This is a genomic window from Deinococcus arboris, from assembly GCF_009755355.1.
GTDB lineage: Bacteria > Deinococcota > Deinococci > Deinococcales > Deinococcaceae > Deinococcus > Deinococcus betulae.
Map to the genome: position 1 here is coordinate 19,557 of NZ_WQLB01000005.1, position 18,250 is coordinate 37,806.

Sequence of the window (18,250 nt, forward strand, 5' to 3'; positions counted from 1 at the left end):
CAGATCTGCCCTACTGCCGCTGAGCCAGCAGTTCTTCCAGGCGGGCCACGTAGCCTTCCAGGGTGCGGAAGGTGGCCTGCACCGGCTCGGGGCTCAGCATGTCCACACCGGCTTCTTTCAGGGCGTCAATGGGGTCCAGGCTGCCGCCGGATTTCAGGAAGCGCAGATAGCGCTCACGGGCGGCTTCCGGATCAGCGGCAAACTGCTCCAGAATCTGGTGGGCCGCGCTGATGCCGGTCGCGTACTGATAGGCATAGAAGTTGGCGTACAGGTGCGTGGAAAACTGCGCCCACAGGATGCCGCTGCGCTCCCGGTCCATCGTCACGCCGTCGCCATAGCCCTCGGCCAGGAGGTCAGCGGTCAGGGTGTTCAGGTCAGGGGCGCTGAGAGTCCCGCCCCCCTCAATCCGGCGGTAGGCTTCCAGCTCAAAGGCCGCCAGGGTGGGCATGATGAAAAAGTAGCGGTGAAAGTTCGACAGCGCTTCTTCAATAATCTGCACCTCAAAAGTAGTGTCGCCTTCGGCACGAGCCTGCTGCAACAGGTGCTGGCGGACCATCGCCTGATCGAAATTGCTGGCGACCTCGGCGTGAAACAGCGTGTAGCGCGGCACCGAGTACGCGTGCTCCCGCTGTGAAAGCAGCGAGTGCATGGAGTGGCCGATCTCGTGCGCCAGGGTGGAGTACGAGTTCATGGTGCCGTTCCAGGTCATGAAGATGAAGGGTTTGACGCGCCCGCCGCCATTGCTGTAGGCCCCCTGACGCTTGCCCTCGTTTTCGACATAGTCCACCCAGCGTTCGGTGGTCAGGCCGGCGCGCATCTCCCGGACATACTCGTCACCTAGGGGGGCCATACCGGCCACAATCCAGTCCACGGCCTGCTCGTAACTGACGGCGCGCGGCGGCACGAGAGCGGCCTTCACGTCGTATTCGCGCAGGGTGTCCAGGCCCAGCCAGGCGCGGCGAACTTTCCAGTAGCGCTGCCAGACGGGCGTGTTGGCGCGGTAAGTTTCCAGTAGGGTGGTCACGACCGCTGTGGGAATGCGGTCAGGTGAGAGGCTGGCCGTGATGCTGTCCGGGTAATGGCGGGCGCGGGCCAGGAAGACGTTCTGACGCACGTTGGCCGCGTACATGGCCGCCTGCGAGTGCTGGGCCGCCAGGTGGGCGTCAGCGTAGTGCTCCCAGGCCTCGCGCCGCACCTCGCGGTCAGGATGGGCGGTCAGGCGGTCCACATTGCCCTGGGTGATGGTCGTGCCGCCCGCCGTGCCAAAGCGCAGGTCCATGTTGGCCAGCGCGGGGTGAATGCCCCGCTCGGCGGCGAAGGGGGCCTGCACTGCGCCCAGCAGGGCTTCAACTTCGGCGCTGCGCACATGGGGACGGCCGCGCACGATGCGTTCCAGGCGCACGCGCTGCTCGGCAAAATCGGGCTGGGTCAGCCAGCCTTTCAAGGTGGCCTCGTCCAGCGCCAGCACCTCAGGCCGGTAAAAGGCCGTCACACTGCTCAGGCGGGAGGTCAGGCTGACCGCCTGGTCGCGGCGGGCGGCGGCCTCGGCGTCGCGGCCGTCCACACTGGCCCCCATGCCCGCGTAGGACACCAGGCGGGTCAGGCGCAGCTCCACTTCATCGGCGGCCTTCAGGTAGGCCAGCAGGCCGGCGGGGGTGTTCAGTTGGCCGGCGTACTCGGCCAGGGCGTCAATGGCGGCAGGGAGCGCGCCGGCCTCGGCCATCCAGGCATCGGTGGTGGTAAACAGGGCCTCGGTGTCCCAGGTCTGTTCACGGGGGGCGTCGGCGCGGCGGGGCAGGGCGGCGGGAGATGGTGCGCTGGACTGTGAGGCCGTCATACCGGAGGCTAGCATTCCTGGCCGCATCTGAACCGATTCAGTCGCCCGCGCAGTACAGTGGAGCGGCATGAATGGCCCGGCCCCCCTGAGCACTTCTTCCCTGTCCCCGGCGGCGGTGTTGCCCGCCGTCTTTCGGCTGCCCCATGCGGCAGGGCTAGCCCTGAGCGTCTTTCTGCTGGGCTTTGGCCTCTCGCTGGCCGTGCCGTATATGGCGCTGTTTGCCGTGGGCGAGGTCGGCCTGACTCCCTTACAACTGGGTCTATTTCTCACCAGCAACGCGGTGGCCGCCGTGCTGATCGCCACGCGACTGGCGCGCTGGTCGGACCGCTGGACCAACCGCAAGCCGCTGGTGCTGCTGACCCTGGTGGCCGGCGGCCTGGGCTACGGCCTGCTGTGCATCACGCGGTCCTATCCGGCGCTGCTGGTCACGGGGGCGGTGTTTCTGGCTACAGGTGCGGCGGCCTTTCCGCAGGTGTTCTCCTTTGCCCGCGCCACGTTGCAGGACGTGCCGCCCGAACTGGCCGAGCGCGCGCTGACCGTGCTGCGCGCGGTGTTCAGCCTGTCGTGGGTGGTGGGCCCAGGGCTGGGGGCGGCGGTGCTGGCGGGGTTTGATTTTGTGGGGGTCTTCGCGGCGGCAGCGGCCTGCTTTGTGCTGGCGGCGGCGCCGCTGCTGCGGGTGCCGGGGCGCACCCCCAGGGCCAGTGTGCCGGCCACCGCGCCCGCCAGCGCGCCGCGCCGCGCCGTGGCCTGGGGCGCCCTGGCTTTTGTGCTGTACGGCATGGCCATGAGCATGGGCATGACCGTCTTTCCGCTGTTCGTGACCGGCACGCTGGGCGGCACGGGGGGTCAGGTGGGCTTCTTGGTGGGCCTGTGCGCCCTGCTGGAAATCCCCGTGATGCTGGCCCTGGTCACCTGGCGGCGCCTGCCCCCGGTGGCTTGGCTGGTGGCGGCGGGCATGGCGCTGTTTGCCGTGCATTTCGCGCTGCTGTTTCTGGCCCAGGGCCAGGCGCTGCTGGTGGCGGCCCAGGTGCTGCGCGCCGTCGTCCTGGCCCTGCTGGCGGGCCTGGGGATGGCCTACTTTCAGGAACTGATGCCGGGACGGTTTGCCGCCGCCACCACCCTGTTTGCCAACACCAGCAGCCTGGGCGGCATGCTCAGCGGCGTCACGGCGGGCGCGTGGGCCCAGGCATTTGGCTACCGCAGCGTCTTTCTGCTGTGCCTGACCCTGGCCGCCGCCGCGTGGGCCGTCATGCTGTGGCGCGGGCAGCCGGGTAAGCCGGACAACTAAGGGTCGCCTCACTTCATTTTCTAAAGCAGGCGGTATGCTGTGGGCATGACCCAGATCCCGCAGACCGCTCAGGCCGAGGCCCAGGTGCTTGTTCCCCTGACCACCCCCGAAGAAGTCGAGCAGTTCCTGACCGAGTACCCGCTGGCCGCCGTCTTCAAGGCCGGCACCTGCCACAAGACCATGCAGGGCTTCGGGGTGCTGGAAACCTTCCTCCAGCGTTTTGACCTGCCTGTGGGGTACATCCGGGTGGTGGACTGGCGCCCGGCCAGCAACCACGTCGCGCAGCGCACCGGCCTGATTCACCACAGCCCGCAGTTCATTCTGTTCAAAGACGGTGAGGCGCAGTACGAGGTCAACAACTGGGACATTACGCCAGAAGCCCTGACCCCGGTGTTTCAGGCCCAGGTGCCGGCCCGCCAGGGCACGGCCAGCGTCGCGACCGACGACAACGTGGAACCCTACCGCCGCCTGATGCGCGCCTACCTGGACGGCACCCTGAGCGAGTGGGCCTTTCAGGACCAGTACATCAATCTGTTCCGTGACGACGCCAGCCTGCGCAGCCAGCGCGAATTCGAGCTGCTGTCGCGCCTGTTCGGCGACCCCGACGCCTACCACGGCGGCCTGCACCAGCTGGGCGCGCCGCAGGAACGCGGTGACCTGGGTGCGCGCGTTCAGGCGCTGCTGGACGAACTGTAATTCCTGACCCTCTGACCCCTTTCTCAGACCAACCTCACGCGGCCTTCGGGCCCTGCGCGTGAGGTTTTGCATTTGTGTAAGCGGCCCGTAAGAGGGTATGGGGTGTCATGGGGGTGTTTCCCGAGCTTCGCCCTGCCCACTGCACGCTCTGCGCGCCCTCACGTTAGACTCACCGGAACCTCCATGCCAGAACCCACAGCCCCCCAGATGCCCCCCCTGAACCACGCCGTTGCCGTGCCGCAAGGTGACGCTGTCTACGCCGGCCTCAGCACGGACCACTATCCCTGGACCGAGGTCATGACGGACCTGACCCTGCGGCAGACGCAGGGCTTCACCGGCACCTTCGACGCCTGGCAAAAAGGACGCTGGGTGCGGTTTGTGTGGTCGCGCGGCGCGCTGCTGGGCGGATACACGCACGGCGGCCAGGCCGTTCCCTGGCACGTGGCGATGCAGGGTGTGCCGCGCGCCCGCGTGAGCCTGGCGGCGCTGCAGCCGAATCTGGCCGAGCTGCTGTGGGCCACGCGCGCCGCGCCCGGCCAGGCGGCCCCGGCCCCCTGGCCCGCGCTGCGCCCCCTGCTGGAGCAGGAGTCTTTCCACGGCCTGCTGGTCTCGGGGCTGAACTGCAGTTTCTGGTCGTACGGCCGCTTTATCGGGGGCGGGCTGCCTGACCAGGGGGCACCGTGCGCGCTCTTCGCCACCAATGCCGAGGACAACCGCGCCCAGTTTGCCAGCTTCTGGCAGGAGCTGCTGACCACTGTTCACCGCGCCCAGCCGCTGGATACCGTCTGGCAGCAGGTCACGGTGCGGCTGGTGGGCGACCACCCCTGCCTGGACCCCTTTGCCCAGGATGTCAGCTTCCGTGACGGCGTCCTGACTATCGAAGAGGGGGTGCCGGTCCGGGAATTCCGGCCGGCCCTGAACGCCGCCCTGCGCGCCAGCCTGTCCCGCTTGGGCGTGCGGCTGGGTGACCTGCCGCTGGACGCCCTGCGCCAGCGCCCCGAGTGGGCCGCCTCTGGCCTGGAGACCTCATGACCCTGACTGCCCCCACCTGGCCCGACGGCCTGACCGACCAGACGCCGCTGCCATTCAACATCTGGCGCGTCATGACGCATGTGGACGGTCTGCGCGACCTGACCGAGGTGGCGCGCCTGGCCGGCATGACGGTGCCTGACGCCCAGGAGCGCCTGCGCACTGCCGGTGAGTGGGTCAAGCGCGCCAACCAGAACCACCAGCAGGTCTCGGACGACACCGCCGACGCCGTGACCGCCTGCCTGACCCCCGTGGTGGGCCCGATGGCCGCCGTGATGGTGGACGAGGCCCTGGACGACCTGGGAGACGGCGCCACCCTGAACGCCCTGCTGTCTCATGTGGCCCGCCAGCTCACGCCTGAACGGGTGCAGCAGTTTGCCCGCAACCTCCGCGCCAGGGGCCTGGCATGACCGCCCGGCCCCGCTGCGCCGCCCTGACCCGCCGCCCTACGACCCCCCTCACCCTGGGAGCCCACACATGAAGTACACCGTTGTCATCCGAGAAGCTGTCGCGCAGGACAAACGGGCCACGCTTGAGGCCCTGTTGCAGGAGCGGTTTGGGCTCAACGCCGAGCAGGCGCAGCGCCTGGGCAGCCGCCGTTCGGGCCGGCTGATGAAGCCCACGGGGCGCCCGCGCGCCGAACTGCTGATGTCCATGTTTCAGCAGGTGGGGGCCAGCGTGGCCCTGGAAGAGGTGCGCGACGAAACCGACCTGGTCAGCGAGCCGTTTCAAGGCGTCACCCCTGCCCCCAGCCGCCCGGCGCCCACCCCCTTTGCCGCCGACGACGCGCCGCTGGCCCCTCTGCAGACGCAGGCCACCGCCTCGCAGGACATGGCCGACCTGCGCGCCTCGGCCATCTGGCCCGCCGTGCCGTTTGGCGCTGACGACGCCAGCGCCGCCAATCCCTTTGCGGCCCTGAACGACCCGTTTGCGGCACCCGGCGCCAGCGCGGGAGGCATGGACAGCAGTCTGGCCAGCGCCCTGGGGAATCTGGACACTGCCCCGGGCGGTTGGGGCAGCAGCGGCGGCGCGGGAACAGCGGTGCTTGACCCGGTCGTGGCGCCCGCACCCCTCCCGGCGGCGCCTGAGGCCGGTGCCGACGTGTGGTCGGACTTTACCGGCGCCCTGACCATTCACGACTCGACCCCCACCAAAACGGCCACAGCCGCCGAGGTGCCGCAGCAGCCCCTGGACACCATGGTGGTCACGCCCCTGACCGACGAGGCGCCCAAGGCCAGCGCCCGGCGCACCAGCCTGGGGCAGCGCATGGCCCTGGGCGCGCTGGTGCCGCTGGGCGTGTCCAGCCTCCTGACCCTGACCGTGCTGTCCCTGACCCTGCCGCGCTTGCAACAAAACCAGATTCAGAGCAACGCGCAGGCCGTGGCCGTGGCCGTCAGCGGTAACATTGACCCCAACCGTGGGTACGGCAACATCGCGCCGCAAATCGAGTCGCTGGTCAACAGCTCCAGCGTGGGCTTTGTGCAGGTGGAACTGCGCGACGGCTCGCGCTTCTTCTCCAGCCAGACGCCCGATATCAACGACATTCTGAACGCCGAAGTCAGCAACTGGCTGACCGACAACCCCACCAAGAACAACTACGTGGGCAGCATCTCGCCGGCCAGCGTCTACCAGGCCCGCGCCGACGAACTGAAGGAATTGGGCGGCACGGCCAACGACGTGGAGAAGTTGCAGGCGCAAGCCAACGACCCCAAGAACCAGCAGAAGACGGCCATCAACTACATCGTGCAGCAAATCACCGTCTCGGAGCAGAACGGGCGCCGCGTGGTGGAGACCGGGCGCAACGTCGAAGGCAACGACAACCTGCTCTACACCGTGGCCGTGGGCGTGTCCAATGCCCAGCAGCAGGCGCAGCTGCGCAACACCATCTTCCTGGTGCTGTTCGTGTCACTGCTGGCGCTGGGCCTGGCCGCCTACCTGGCGCTGCGCGCCGCCCGCCGCGTGGTAGAGCCCATCGAGCAACTGGTGAAGATCGCCGACGCCATCAGCATGGGTGACCTGTCGCGCCCCGTGCAGGCCGAGCGCAACGACGAAATCGGTGACCTGGCCCAGGCCCTGGAGCGCATGCGCCTGAGCCTGGACTCGGCGATGGAGCGCCTGCGCCGCCGCCGCCGGGGTTAAGCGACACAGCAAACTGGGCCGCCCCGCAAAGGGCGGCCCAACGCTTTGCTGTGATGACGCTCAGCTGGCCTGCATGCTGTGCTTCATGTCACGGATCTGGTCGTGACTGGCCTTGACCTGAGCGTACTGCCCTTCCACGAAGGAGCGGATGTCGGCGGGCAGCTCGGCTTCTTTCAGGACATCCTGATAGTTCTCGACAGCCACGTCCTCGCCACGCTCGCACTCGGCCACCACCTGATAGTCGTCGCGGCCGGTCAGGGCGTCACGCACGTTCAGCCAGGTGCGGTGCAGGGCCGCGCCCACGCTGCCACTCTCGCGGGGCTTGTCGCCCAGGCGGCTGATGTGTGACTCCACGTCGCCAGCCATCTGGGCCCGCTGCACGCTGCGCTCCATAAAGAGGCTGCGCAGGCCAGCGTCGGTGGCGTGTTCGGCCGCATCTTTAAAGCCCTTCTCGCCGTCACGCAGGGTGCCCAGCAGGTACTGCAATTTGTCCAGCACGGTCTCGTTGTTCATGGTCATGGGTGCATCCTCCAGGCTGATATGGGGGTGTGATGGGGTCTGCCGCGCGGCTTGCTCAGGCGCCGCAGGGTTGAACGGCCCCAGCGTAGGGGGCGGCCCCGCCTGCCACCTGACAGTTCGGCCAAGGCGTCCTTTACCGTCAGTTGACGCAGGCTTGCTCCATCTCACATCTCGCCCCGCCGGACATGCTTTGCTGCCGTTATGACGCCCTGGCTTCTGAGAATGCGCTGGCTGGACCTCTGTTTTCTGCACTGGGCGGTGCCAGCTGAGACCATTCAGGCTAGCCTGCCGGCCGGGGTGGAGGTCGACACCTGGCAGGGTCAGGCCTACCTGGGCGTGGTGCCCTTCCGAATGGAAGACGTGGCCCCGCGTGGCTGGCCGGCGGTGCCGGGCCTGAGCGCCTTTCCTGAGCTGAACCTGCGCACCTACGTGAAGGTGAACGGCGAACGCGGCGTGTGGTTTTACAGTCTGGACGTGACGCAGCCGCTGGCCGCCGCCCTGGCGCGCCGCCTGTTTCATCTGCCCTACCGCGAGGCGCGCATGTGGGTGAGCCGGGAAGGCGACGTGACCCGCTATGCCAGCGTCCGCACCGATGAGCGAACAGGCGCCGGGGCTTTTGCTGGGGCCTACCGCCCGGTGGGCGAACCGCTGAGGCCCGCCGCAGACAGTCTGGAGCACTGGCTGACCGACCACCTGCGGCTGTTCAGCGCCGACCGTGCGGGTCACCTGTACCGGGGCCGCATTCACCACCACCCCTGGCCCCTGCGCCGCGCCGAGGCTGAGGTGCGCGTCAACACACTGGCGCAGCCGCTGGGCGTGACCCTGGACGGCTCGCCTCATGCCCTGTACGCCGAGCGCCTTGAGGTGCGGGCATGGTGGCGAGACCAGCTGACGTCATAGGGCGAGGAGTAAGGGAACCTTGTCTAGCGATCAGATCGGAGGACCCGTTCAGAAGGGCGTGCTGCTCTGGCCCCATAGCAGAACCCAGCGCCAGGAAGAACCCCCGATGCGGAGGCAAGTGCCTGCTTGGAAACAGATGCCTTGGCGGCATAGAGAACGAGGGAGCCCTCCTTTGCAAGGAGAACAGCCCTTAGCGGGCGCGCCTTTAGTCGGAGGACTGCGCCACCTCAGTGGCCTATCTGGATGCTCACCCGTCTGTTTCGCCGCCTCATCAGTTCATACACTCTGTGGCTTGCGGCTTCGATGCGCCCTAATCCTGTCTCAGTGGAGGGTCAGCGCAAACGGCGTCTCCAGGCCAGCCTGGGCCGCTTCCCGCGCCACCTGGGGAGCGTAGTTCAGGGCCAGCACGGCGCGGTAGGTGCGCTGCGCCAGTTCGCGGTTGCCCTGGGCGTCGCGCACCTGCCCCAGCCGGGCCAGCACCAGCCCTGCCAGGCTGCGCGGCAGGTCGTCGGTCAGGGCATGGGCGGCCTGTTCGAGCAGTGCGCGGGCCGGCGCCAGCTCGCCCACGGCCAGATACACCCCAGCGGCGGCGGCGTCCAGTTCGGCGCGCGGAGTGATCTCGTCACCGCTCTCGCGTTCCAGGGCCGCCAGCAAGGCCGAGAGGTCATCCTCCTCGCGCAGTTGCCAGGCGCGGTCGGCCAGCGCGCGGCGGCGGCTGAGGTCACCGGGGACAAACGAGGTGGTGTCAGGCAGGCTGGCCTGAGGCAGCAGGCGCAGCAGGTCGGGCAGATCATCCAGAGGCACCAGAACGGCGCCGCTTTGGCCAGCCAGCGCGGCGGCCAGTTCAGTCAGGCGACGTGCCCGCCAGCGGGTGCCGGGGCCTTCATCCAGAGCGGCGCGCTCGGCCGTGGCCTGCGCCTGAAGCTGGGCCAGAAAGTCAGGGGCCAGGGCACCAGACAGACTGAGCGGGGCGGTGACCAGGGCGGCCAGTGCCGACTGGGCCTGCGCCGCCGCCCTCAGCCGCTCGCGGCCCTGGGGGTACTGGCTCAGAAAGCCCACCAGCGCTTCGTGTTCCGCGTCAGCCCAGTGCCACTCGGGGGCCAGGCCGTCCTGAACCGCAATGCGGGCCGCCGGCAGCGCGTCCCGCAGCGGGTGGTCCGGGTCGGGGCCAGAGGCCCACAGCACCTGAGGGGCACCCAGTTCACGCAGCACTTCAACCACGGTGCCCGCATTGAACTGCGGCTGGAGGCGCAGCAGGTCACCCAGGTCCGGCACCAGGGTCAGCACGGTCAGGCGCCCGCCCCGTTGCGTTTGCGCCCGCCCACGCGCACCACGTCACTGACGCCCGGCACGCCCAGGATGGCGCGGCGCACCGCCTCCAGGTCGCTCTGGCCCGTGACGTGCAGGCGCAGGTGAATCACGGCGACCTCCTCTTGCCCCACCACCGCTTCGACCTTTGTGGGGCTGTGTTTTTCGCGGGCCAGCACGCCCAGCACGTCGGCCAGCAGGCCGGCGCGGTCAGGGCCAATCACGTCCACATCTACCAGTGTGGTGCCGGGCGTACCCGCCTCCCAGGAGGCCGCCACGCAGCGCTCGGGTTCGTCCTTGAGCAGGCGAATCATGTTGGGGCAGTCGATGCGGTGAACCGAGACGCCGCGCCCGCGCGTCAGGTAGCCCATCACCTGGTCGCCGCGAATGGGGTTGCAGCACTGGCTGAGCTTGGTCGTCGTGGTAAAGCCTTCCACGTACACGCCGCCCGGTTCGGGGGTGCGGGGCACCGGCACGCGCCGGCTGGTGGCCGCCGCCTGTTCCTGGGCCAGTTGCGGCGACAGCACACGGCCCACGCCGCTGGGGGTCAGCTTGCCTGCGTGCAGCGCCTGATACAGGTCGTCGGGGTTGCGGGTGCCCAGCAACTTCTGGGTGGCGTCTTCAAGCAGTTTGGTGCGCATCAGTTGCCGCACGGCCAGCTGGCGCTTACGCAGATACCGTTCCAGCAGGTCGTGGCCGTGTTGCAGCGCCTCGCTGCGTTCCTGTTGCCGGAAGTGGTGCCGAATCTTGGCCCGCGCGCTGCGGGTGACTGCAAAGTTCAGCCAGTCCTTGCTGGGGTGACCGTTCTTGCTGGTCACGATTTCCACCATGTCGCCGTTGCCCAGCTTATGAGACAGCGGCACAATCGAGCCGTTGACCCGCGACCCCACCGTGGTTTCCCCGATGCGCGTATGAATGTGGTACGCAAAGTCCACCGGGGTGCTGCCCGCCGGCAGGCTGATGGCCAGGCCCTTGGGGGTAAAGACCCGCACCCGCTGAGACAGGATGTCCACCTTGACGGCGTCCATGTAGTCCGAGGCGTCGTTGATCTCGTTTTGCAGCTCGCGCAGCTGGGCAATCCAGTTTTCGCGGTCTTTCTGGGCCAGTTGACTGCCCTGCTTGTACATCCAGTGTGCGGCGATGCCGTATTCCGCGACCTCGTGCATGCGCCGCGAGCGAATCTGCACCTCAATCGGCTGGCCACTCTGGCTGATCACTGTGGTGTGCAGCGACTGGTAGCCGTTGGGCTTGGGCACCGCAATGTAGTCCTTGAAACGGCCCGGCAGCGGCGTCCAGATGGAATGCACAATGGAGACCGTGTGGTAACAGATGCGCTTTTCGCGGGTGGCCTCGGCCCGTTCGCGCCTCGCTTCATCGGTGCCGGGCGGCACCACAAGGTCGCGTGGGGTCAGCATCACGCGGATGGCCAGCAGGTCAAAAATCTGCTCCAGGGCCTTGCCCTCGCGCTTCATCTTGTTGTGAATGCTCCAGAGGTGCTTGCTGCGCCCGGCGATGTCAATGTCGGACACCCATTCGGGCAGTTCCAGGTCGTCTTCCAGCGCGGCGCGCAGGTCGGCCACGGCGCGGGTAATCAGGGCCTCGCGCTCTTCCTGGCGGGTGCGCAGGCGCGACTGGAGGTAAGCGTAATCATCGGGATGCAGATACTGAAAACTCAGGTCTTCCAGTTCCCACTTCATCTGCCCTATCCCGAGCCGGTGCGCCAGCGGCGCGAAGATGTCCATCGTTTCTCGCGCAATTCGCACCTGCTTTTCGGGCTTCATGGACCCCAGGGTGCGCATGTTGTGCAGGCGGTCGGCCAGCTTGACCACGATGATGCGGATGTCGCCCGTCATGGCAATCAGCATCTGGCGCAGGTTCTCGGCCTGCACGTCACGGCCCGTCTCGCTGACCTCGGCGGTCTGCGACCCCTGCTTGGACAGCTTGCTGACCTTGGTTTCCCCTTCCACGATGCGGCGCACGTCGGGGCCAAACTGGCCCTCTATGCCCTCGAAGGTGACGCCCTCGACATCCTCGACCGTATCGTGCAGCAGCCCGGCCATGATGCTCTCGGTGTCCATGCCCAGCCGCGCCAGCACGACCGCCACCGCCACCGGGTGCGTGATATACGGCTCGCCGCTCTTGCGGTTGACCCCCTCGTGGGCGTCGCGCGCAAACTCATAGGCCCGCTCGATGCGCGCCCCGTCCTCTGCCGGGCGCGACGCGACCAGGGCGCGCAGCTCTCCCATTCCATGTTCGCCAGCGACCACGCCCCGCACAATAGCGCCTGACCGCGCAGGGGCTGCTGCGGCGCGCACCTTTCAGCACAGCACCCACCGGGGGCGGTGGGTGCCGGGGATCAGTGAAGTGTGGTGGTCGGCTGCTTCTGCTAGCGGCGCTCGCGCACGCGAACAGGCACAGGCACGGGTTGTGGTTGCGGATTGCCCTGAAGCACTTCGCGCAGCCACTCGACAAATTCGCGCAGGCCCTTCATGGACCTATTCTAGAGACCCGCGTCTGACACAGATGGCACGGGGCTTACGATGGGTTTATTCATGGAGGGAGGCTAAGGGGCACCCGCGCCGCCAGCCGCGCCGCGCCCCTGTACGATGGCTTCACCCGATGCCTGCCCTGCGCGCTTCTGCCCTGCCGGCCACCCTGCTGCTGGCCCTCCTGCTGACGGCGGGGCTGCATGTGGCCTGGCTGATCTGGCGCTGGGGCCCGCCCGAGCAGGCGGCCTGGTACATCAACCTGCCCTACCTGCTGGTGATTGCGCTGTCGGCGGCGCTGGCGGGCCTGGCCTGGCGGCGCAGCGCGGCGCCGCAACGGCGGGGGCTGCGCCTCCTGACCCTGGCCCTGCTGGCCCTGACGCTGGGCGAGGGCGTGTGGGTGGCGGCCGAACTCCTGACAGCGGCCGTGCCGCCCATCTCGGTGGCGGACCTGCTGTACGGCGCGTATTACGTGCTGCTGGGCCTGGCCCTGCTGCGCCTGGCGCGCGTGAGCCTGCGGCCCCTGGAAACGGCCGGGCTGCTGCTGGACAGTGCCATCATCGTGGGGGTGGTGGGCATTTACGCCTGGTACGGCTTTTTGGGCGAGCTGGCGACCGACACCAGCACCCCGCTGTCCCAGCGCCTGGTGGCCCTGGCCTACCCCACACTGGACCTGGGCCTGCTGACCCTGGTGCTGCTGGCGGTGCGCGGGCGCGACGTGCGGTTTCCGGTGCTGCTGCTGGCCGCAGGCCTGGCCACCTACGCCGCCGCCGACCTGACCTACGCCCTATACAGCAGCCGAGGCCACTACGAGGCCGGGCAGTGGCTGGACGCCCTGTGGACGCTGGGCACCGCAGCCCAGGCGCTGGCGGGGTGGTGGCTGCGCCGCGCGCCCCTCCAAGAGACGGGCGCCCCTCCCCCCGCAGGCCTGCGGAGGTTGCTGCGCGCCCTGCCCTACCTGGCGGTGGCGCTGTCCTGCGGGCTGCTGCTCCTGACCTTCGGCACCTCAACCCCGGCGGCGCGCGGCGTGGCCTGGGGAACAGTGGCGCTGTTTGCGCTGGTGATGTGCCGTCAAGCTGTGTCGTTTGTGGAAAACGCCCGCCTGAATCAAGAGCTTCGCACCTTTGCGCAGAAGCTGGAGGCCAGCCGCAATCTGCTGAGCCACCAGGCGTTTCACGACGCCCTGACCGGGCTGCCCAACCGCGCCCTGTTCCGTGACCGACTGGAGCAGGCGCTGGCCACCGCCACCCGCTACCGCCAGCGGGTGGCGGTGCTGTACCTCGACCTGGACGGGTTCAAGCTGGTCAACGACACGCTGGGCCACGCGGCGGGCGACGAGTTGCTGGTGCAGGCCGCTGGCCGGATGCGGGGCTGCCTGCGCGAGAGTGACACCCTGGCGCGCATGGGCGGCGACGAATTCACGGTCATCCTGACGCATCTGGGGCAACCTGAAGATGCCGAACTGGTGGCTGGTCGCCTGGTTGGGGCGCTGGCCCAGCCCTTCGAGTTGGCCGGCGAAGGGGGCCAGGACAGTGGCCTGGCGGTGGTGACGGCGTCGATTGGCCTGAGCGTGTACGACGGCCACGCGCCAACTGAGCAGACGGGGCTACCCCCGAATGCCAGCACCCTGCAGCGCCGCGCCGACCTGGCCATGTATCAGGCCAAAACCCAGGGCAAGAACAGCTACCGCGTCTTTCACCCCGACATGGAAGCCACCGTCCACGCCCAGGAGCGCCTTGAATCGGCCCTGCGCGGCGCGCTGGACCGTGGGGAGTTTACGCTGCACTATCAGCCGCAGGTGCGGGGCAGCGCCGTGACCGGCGTGGAGGCGCTGCTGCGCTGGACCCACCACGACCTCGGGGAAGTCCCGCCCGACCAGTTCATTCCGGTGGCCGAGGACAGCGCCATCATCCTGCCGCTGGGCGCCTGGGTGCTGGACCAGGCCGCCGCCCAGGCCGCGCGCTGGCAGGCGGCAGGCACGCCGCTGCGGGTGGCGGTCAATGTCTCGCCCCGCGAATTTGCCCAGAGTGACTTTGTCGAGCGGGTGCAGGGCACGCTGACGCGCCACCACCTGCGCGGCGAGTGGCTGGAACTGGAAGTCACCGAGCGCCTGGTCGTCCGCGACATTGAGGCCGCCGCCCACAAAATCCGGCAGCTGCGCCGCCTGGGCGTGCTGGTGTCGCTGGACGACTTTGGCGCGGGCCATTCCGCGCTGAGTTCGCTGATGAAGCTGCCCATCAGCGCTCTGAAGATTGACCACGAATTCGTGGAGAACGCCGAGTTTCACGAGGGCGGACAGCAGCTGATTCAGGCGATTACCTCCGTGGCGCGCGCCATGAATCTGGCCGTGGTGGCCGAGGGGGTGGAAACGGAGCGCCAGTTGAATATGGTGCGCGCCCTGGGCTGCGACCAGGTGCAGGGGTTTCTCTTTGCGCGCCCCATGCCCGCCGACGACCTGGCCCGCTGGCTGGCCGAGTGGCGCGCGGGCGGAGGCCAGGCGGGCGGCTAATACGGATTCCGTTTCTTCCGCCCTCCAAGCAGCACCCCACTGCTTCACCAACTCCACGTCCGGAACCCGTTTTTTCCTGCTCGCTTCGCTCGGATTGAATCGTTATAAATAACGACTCAATTGGAATCCGTATACCTGGCCAGGGCGCGCAGGCGGCGTACCGTTGCAGCGGGCAGGGGGTGCCGGGCGCCCGGCAACGGCACCAGCAGCCCAGGCGCCTGCGGCGGCGCTGAAGAAAACAGCAGGAGGGCCGCCAGGCCTGCCCGGCCCCGCGCAAAGGCGCGGCTGTCCAGTCCAGAGGCGGCCGGGGCCCCAGCGGTCAGCAGGCGCAGCGCGGCTGACCACACGGGCGCGCCATCGGTGTCCGGGGGCAATACCACTGCCAGGACGTTGACGGCCCCAGCTGGCAGCTGGCCCACCTTGTCCGCCACGGTGCGGGCCAGCTTCAGGACCAACGTCGCCTGCGTGCTGGCGGGGCGCAGACGGGTCACTTCCACAAAGAAGCCGGGGCCCCCGTCCGGCGAGGCGACCTGAAAGTCCGGCCCCCGCCGGCCAGAGGCGGCCAGGGGTTCATAGACCAGCGTCCAGCGCCGCTCGCCCAGCAGCCAGGCGGCCAGACCCAGCTCGGCGGCCACATCGGCCAGTTCCTCCGGGCCTGAGGCCTGGCGCAGTTTGCGCCGCACCTTGCTCTGGTGGTGGTCCAGAAAGGTCAGAAAAGGGCGTGAGGCCTCTGCCCAGGCCAGCAGCGGCGGCGCGAGGGGCAGGGCCGTTTCGCCGCACAGCCCCGCCACCAATTCGGTCACCCGCCTGCCCATAGGCTTCAGGGTAAGCCGCAGATGCCTCGTCCGGGTCAGACCCAACCTGAGAGAATAGGCCCATGCTGCCCGCTCTTCAGCCGCGCTTTGTTCAGGAGCTGGCCTCATCCCAGCGCATTCTGATTGCAGGCATGGGCGGCGGGTTCGATGTGTTTTGCGGCCTGCCCCTGTACTTCGCCCTGCGCGCCGAGGGCAAACAGGTGTTTCTGGCAAACTCTTCGTTCACGTCCTTTCTGCCCACTCTCGGGCGCGACCTGGCACCTGCCGTGGTGACCGTGACCCCGGACCAGAGAGTGACGCCTGGCGACTACTGTCCTGAATACTGGCTCAGCCGGTGGCTCCAGACGCAGGGCGAGCCCAGCACTGTGTATGCCTTTCGCCAGGTAGGTGTGCAGCCGCTCAAGACGGCGTACGAGGCCCTGTGCGATCACCTCACCATTGACACCGTGCTGTTGGTGGACGGCGGCACCGATTCCCTGATGCGCGGCGATGAGTCGGGCCTGGGCACGCCGCATGAAGACGCGACCAGTCTGGTGGCCGTCAATGAGTTGCGCGGCGTCAAAACACTGCTGGCCTGTCTGGGGTTTGGCGTTGACGCCTTTCACGGGGTCTGCCACGCCCACTACCTGGAGGCCACCGCCGAGCTGACCCGGGCCGGTGCCTACCTGGGGGCTTTCAGCCTCACGCCGGAGATGGCCCCGGTGCAGCGCTACCGCGACGCCTGCGAGGCCGCCTTTCAAATGATGCCCCGGTACACCAGCATCGTGAACAGCAGCATTCTGAGCGCCATCGAAGGGCGATACGGCGACCACCATGCCAGCCCCCGCACTCACGGCAGCGAACTGTGGATTAACCCGCTGATGGGCCTGTACTGGACGTATGACCTGGGGGCCGTCGCCCGGCGACTTCAATATTACCGGCCGATGCTGGACACCCTGAGCCTGTCGGACGTGGGCCTGGTCATTGAACGCCACCGGGACGAGGTGCCGATCCGGCCGAGGGTGGAGATTCCAGTGTGAACAGGTCCAGGGTCAGGTTCCAGAGCTGCCCACTCTGAACCGCAATGAGCGCCCCAGACGGCGCTTGCCAGAGCTGTCCTCCGTCCTCCTCTTTCTGGAGCGTGACGGCGATCCCCTCGGCCTGGCACCAGCGCAACAAGCGGTCTCTGTCTGGCACCCAATCGAAGCCGCACCAGTTGATGAGGTCGGACGGCTCGTGGGGCGCCGTAAGTTCCAGGCTGCTCAGCTGGCTGTCCACAAACCAGAACACGAGATTGCCGCGCATCAGGTAAAAGACGCCCTTGCCCACCCGCGAGGCATCAAAAGGCACCCGGAAGCGTTCCAGCACATGTTCAATCCGGTCATCGTGACGCAAAGGCAACTTGTTCCGCACGGTCAGCAGGGTATGAAGAGAAATGGTTTTGAGGCGCGGCACCCCTCCATGCTGGGCGCCGCGCCTCAAATTCACATCTGCGTTTTGTCTTACTCCGCGAAGCGTTTCAGCACGTCGCGGCTAATCACGAGGCGCTGCACTTCGTCGGTGCCCTCGCCAATGCGGGTCAGGCGGTTGTCGCGCCAGAAGCGCTCGACGGGGTACTCCTTGATGTAGCCGTAGCCGCCCAGCATCTGAATAGCTTCGTCGCAGGCTTCCACGCCCACGGTGGTCGCGTACAGCTTGGCGCGGGCCACCGGGACGGTGAAATTCATACCCGCGTCTTTCAGGTCGGCGGCCTTGCGGATGAGCAGGCGGGCGGCTTCCAGCTTGGTGTCCATGTCGGCCAGGCGGAAGGCGAGGTTCTGGTTGTGGGCAATCGGCTTGCCGAACTGCTCGCGGCCCATGGTGTAGCGTGCGGCGTATTCGTAAGCGGCGCGGCCCAGGCCCAGGCCCATTGCGGCGATGCCCACGCGGCCCCCGTCCAGCACCTTCATTACGTCCTTGAAGGCGTTGCCGCGCTCGCCCAGCAGGGCGTCAGCCGGCAGGTGAATGTCCTCGAAAATGAGCTGGGCGGTGTCACTGGACCGCAAGCCCAGCTTGTCTTCTTTGCGGCCAATGGAAAAGCCCTGCACCTCGTCGCGGTTAAACACGAACGCGCTGATGCCGTCGTTCTTGCCCTTGCCGGGACGGGCCGCGTCGGTGCGCGCCAGCACGACGTAGGTGCCGCCCACGCTGCCCTGGGTGATGAAGTTCTTGGAACCGTTCAGAATCCAGCTGCCATCGGGCTGCTCCTTGGCGTTGCTGTGCATGCCGCCGCTGTCGCTGCCGCTGCCGGGCTCGGTCAGACCCCAGGCGCCCAGCTTCTGGGCACTGGCGAGGTCGGGCAGAAACTTCTGCTTCTGGGCTTCGGTGCCGCCAATCAGGATGTGGCCCTGGCACAGGCTATTGTGCGAGGCCACCGTCAGGCACAGGCTGCCGTCCACCGCCGCCACCTCTTCGATAATCATGGCGAAGGTGGCCGTGTCCAGCCCCGCGCCGCCGTATTCCTCGGGGGTCTGGGCGCCCATGATGCCCATCTCGCCCAGTTCACGGACGATGTCGAAGGGGAATTCACTGGTCTGGTCGCGCTCGGCGGCGCCGGGTTCGACCTTGTTCTTCAGGAAGCTTTTCAGCGCGCTGATAATCGTGCGCTGATCGTCGTTCATGGGCTGCGTGTTGGCGTTGGCCGGACGGTCAAGGGTACTGGTCATGGGGGGCTCCTGTGGAGGGGGAAGCGGGAAACGGTGCGGT

At 67.9% G+C, this 18,250-nt stretch carries 15 protein-coding genes; 8 read left to right on the forward strand and 7 right to left on the reverse strand.

The window, feature by feature from the left end; genetic code table 11:
* Positions 1-10: 10 nt before the first annotated feature.
* The gene (gene pepF, locus GO986_RS05260) at positions 11-1,837 is read right to left on the reverse strand and encodes an oligoendopeptidase F (protein ID WP_157458236.1); all 1,827 of its coding nucleotides are present in this window, start codon (positions 1,835-1,837) and stop codon (positions 11-13) included.
* Between the two features lie 67 nt (positions 1,838-1,904).
* Here pepF and GO986_RS05265 point away from each other — a divergent pair, with 67 nt between their 5' ends.
* The 5 genes from GO986_RS05265 (at position 1,905) to GO986_RS05285 (ending at position 6,989) form a co-directional block, all read left to right on the forward strand.
* Positions 1,905-3,125 carry a sugar efflux transporter gene (locus GO986_RS05265; RefSeq protein ID WP_198170421.1) on the forward strand — a complete coding sequence of 407 codons (1,221 nt, stop codon included), beginning with the start codon at positions 1,905-1,907 and terminating at the stop codon, positions 3,123-3,125.
* 45 nt (positions 3,126-3,170) lie between these two features.
* A complete protein-coding gene (gene abxC / locus GO986_RS05270; protein ID WP_157458237.1) occupies positions 3,171-3,821 on the forward strand; it encodes a monothiol bacilliredoxin AbxC in 651 nt (216 codons plus the stop codon).
* Between the two features lie 183 nt (positions 3,822-4,004).
* Complete coding sequence (locus tag GO986_RS05275) at positions 4,005-4,853, forward strand: hypothetical protein (RefSeq protein ID WP_198170422.1); 849 nt, start codon at positions 4,005-4,007, stop codon at positions 4,851-4,853.
* Positions 4,850-5,260: a DUF8082 domain-containing protein gene (locus GO986_RS05280; protein WP_157458238.1), complete on the forward strand. Its 411-nt coding sequence runs from the start codon at positions 4,850-4,852 to the stop codon at positions 5,258-5,260. The genes GO986_RS05275 and GO986_RS05280 overlap by 4 nt, the downstream gene beginning before the upstream one ends.
* A 67-nt stretch (positions 5,261-5,327) precedes the next feature.
* Positions 5,328-6,989 (forward strand): HAMP domain-containing protein, encoded by a 1,662-nt coding sequence (locus GO986_RS05285; protein WP_157458239.1) that lies wholly within the window; start codon positions 5,328-5,330, stop codon positions 6,987-6,989.
* A gap of 60 nt (positions 6,990-7,049) precedes the next feature.
* On the opposite strand, the gene GO986_RS05290 is transcribed toward GO986_RS05285, so the two are convergent.
* Positions 7,050-7,502 (reverse strand): PA2169 family four-helix-bundle protein, encoded by a 453-nt coding sequence (locus tag GO986_RS05290; RefSeq protein WP_224571356.1) that lies wholly within the window; start codon positions 7,500-7,502, stop codon positions 7,050-7,052.
* 207 nt (positions 7,503-7,709) lie between these two features.
* Here GO986_RS05290 and GO986_RS05295 point away from each other — a divergent pair, with 207 nt between their 5' ends.
* Positions 7,710-8,408, forward strand: coding sequence for a YqjF family protein (locus tag GO986_RS05295; protein WP_232337458.1), 699 nt, complete (start codon positions 7,710-7,712; stop codon positions 8,406-8,408).
* Between the two features lie 321 nt (positions 8,409-8,729).
* Here the strand turns inward: GO986_RS05295 and GO986_RS05300 are convergent, their stop codons facing one another.
* Positions 8,730-9,695 (reverse strand): hypothetical protein, encoded by a 966-nt coding sequence (locus tag GO986_RS05300; protein ID WP_369409170.1) that lies wholly within the window; start codon positions 9,693-9,695, stop codon positions 8,730-8,732.
* 2 nt (positions 9,696-9,697) lie between these two features.
* Complete coding sequence (locus GO986_RS05305; protein ID WP_157458241.1) at positions 9,698-11,962, reverse strand: RelA/SpoT family protein; 2,265 nt, start codon at positions 11,960-11,962, stop codon at positions 9,698-9,700.
* 373 nt (positions 11,963-12,335) lie between these two features.
* Between GO986_RS05305 and GO986_RS05310 the strand changes: the two genes are divergently transcribed.
* Positions 12,336-14,711 carry a putative bifunctional diguanylate cyclase/phosphodiesterase gene (locus GO986_RS05310; protein WP_157458242.1) on the forward strand — a complete coding sequence of 792 codons (2,376 nt, stop codon included), beginning with the start codon at positions 12,336-12,338 and terminating at the stop codon, positions 14,709-14,711.
* 116 nt (positions 14,712-14,827) lie between these two features.
* Here the strand turns inward: GO986_RS05310 and GO986_RS05315 are convergent, their stop codons facing one another.
* Entirely contained in the window at positions 14,828-15,526 is a 699-nt protein-coding gene (locus tag GO986_RS05315) for a hypothetical protein (protein ID WP_157458243.1), read from the reverse strand.
* A 62-nt stretch (positions 15,527-15,588) separates the two neighbouring features.
* Here GO986_RS05315 and GO986_RS05320 point away from each other — a divergent pair, with 62 nt between their 5' ends.
* Positions 15,589-16,545: a DUF1152 domain-containing protein gene (locus tag GO986_RS05320; protein WP_157458244.1), complete on the forward strand. Its 957-nt coding sequence runs from the start codon at positions 15,589-15,591 to the stop codon at positions 16,543-16,545.
* Here GO986_RS05320 and GO986_RS05325 read toward each other — a convergent pair.
* Both GO986_RS05325 and GO986_RS05330 read right to left on the reverse strand, forming a co-directional pair.
* A complete protein-coding gene (locus tag GO986_RS05325; protein ID WP_157458245.1) occupies positions 16,487-16,960 on the reverse strand; it encodes a hypothetical protein in 474 nt (157 codons plus the stop codon). The two genes, GO986_RS05320 and GO986_RS05325, sit on opposite strands and share 59 nt — an antisense overlap.
* A gap of 47 nt (positions 16,961-17,007) precedes the next feature.
* Positions 17,008-18,210 (reverse strand): acyl-CoA dehydrogenase family protein, encoded by a 1,203-nt coding sequence (locus GO986_RS05330; RefSeq protein WP_157458246.1) that lies wholly within the window; start codon positions 18,208-18,210, stop codon positions 17,008-17,010.
* Between the last annotated feature and the right edge of the window lie 40 nt (positions 18,211-18,250).

Excerpts from the sequence above, each read along its gene's own strand:
- GO986_RS05265 (WP_198170421.1), top strand. The coding sequence starts at position 1,905 with ATGAATGGCCCGGCCCCCCTGAGCACTTCTTCCCTGTCCCCGGCGGCG.
- GO986_RS05305 (WP_157458241.1), bottom strand. The coding sequence starts at position 11,962 with ATGGGAGAGCTGCGCGCCCTGGTCGCGTCGCGCCCGGCAGAGGACGGG.
- pepF (WP_157458236.1), bottom strand. The coding sequence starts at position 1,837 with ATGACGGCCTCACAGTCCAGCGCACCATCTCCCGCCGCCCTGCCCCGC.
- GO986_RS05330 (WP_157458246.1), bottom strand. The coding sequence starts at position 18,210 with ATGACCAGTACCCTTGACCGTCCGGCCAACGCCAACACGCAGCCCATG.
- GO986_RS05295 (WP_232337458.1), top strand. The coding sequence starts at position 7,710 with ATGACGCCCTGGCTTCTGAGAATGCGCTGGCTGGACCTCTGTTTTCTG.
- GO986_RS05275 (WP_198170422.1), top strand. The coding sequence starts at position 4,005 with ATGCCAGAACCCACAGCCCCCCAGATGCCCCCCCTGAACCACGCCGTT.
- GO986_RS05290 (WP_224571356.1), bottom strand. The coding sequence starts at position 7,502 with ATGAACAACGAGACCGTGCTGGACAAATTGCAGTACCTGCTGGGCACC.
- GO986_RS05310 (WP_157458242.1), top strand. The coding sequence starts at position 12,336 with ATGCCTGCCCTGCGCGCTTCTGCCCTGCCGGCCACCCTGCTGCTGGCC.
- GO986_RS05280 (WP_157458238.1), top strand. The coding sequence starts at position 4,850 with ATGACCCTGACTGCCCCCACCTGGCCCGACGGCCTGACCGACCAGACG.
- GO986_RS05315 (WP_157458243.1), bottom strand. The coding sequence starts at position 15,526 with ATGGGCAGGCGGGTGACCGAATTGGTGGCGGGGCTGTGCGGCGAAACG.
- abxC (WP_157458237.1), top strand. The coding sequence starts at position 3,171 with ATGACCCAGATCCCGCAGACCGCTCAGGCCGAGGCCCAGGTGCTTGTT.
- GO986_RS05320 (WP_157458244.1), top strand. The coding sequence starts at position 15,589 with ATGCTGCCCGCTCTTCAGCCGCGCTTTGTTCAGGAGCTGGCCTCATCC.
- GO986_RS05285 (WP_157458239.1), top strand. The coding sequence starts at position 5,328 with ATGAAGTACACCGTTGTCATCCGAGAAGCTGTCGCGCAGGACAAACGG.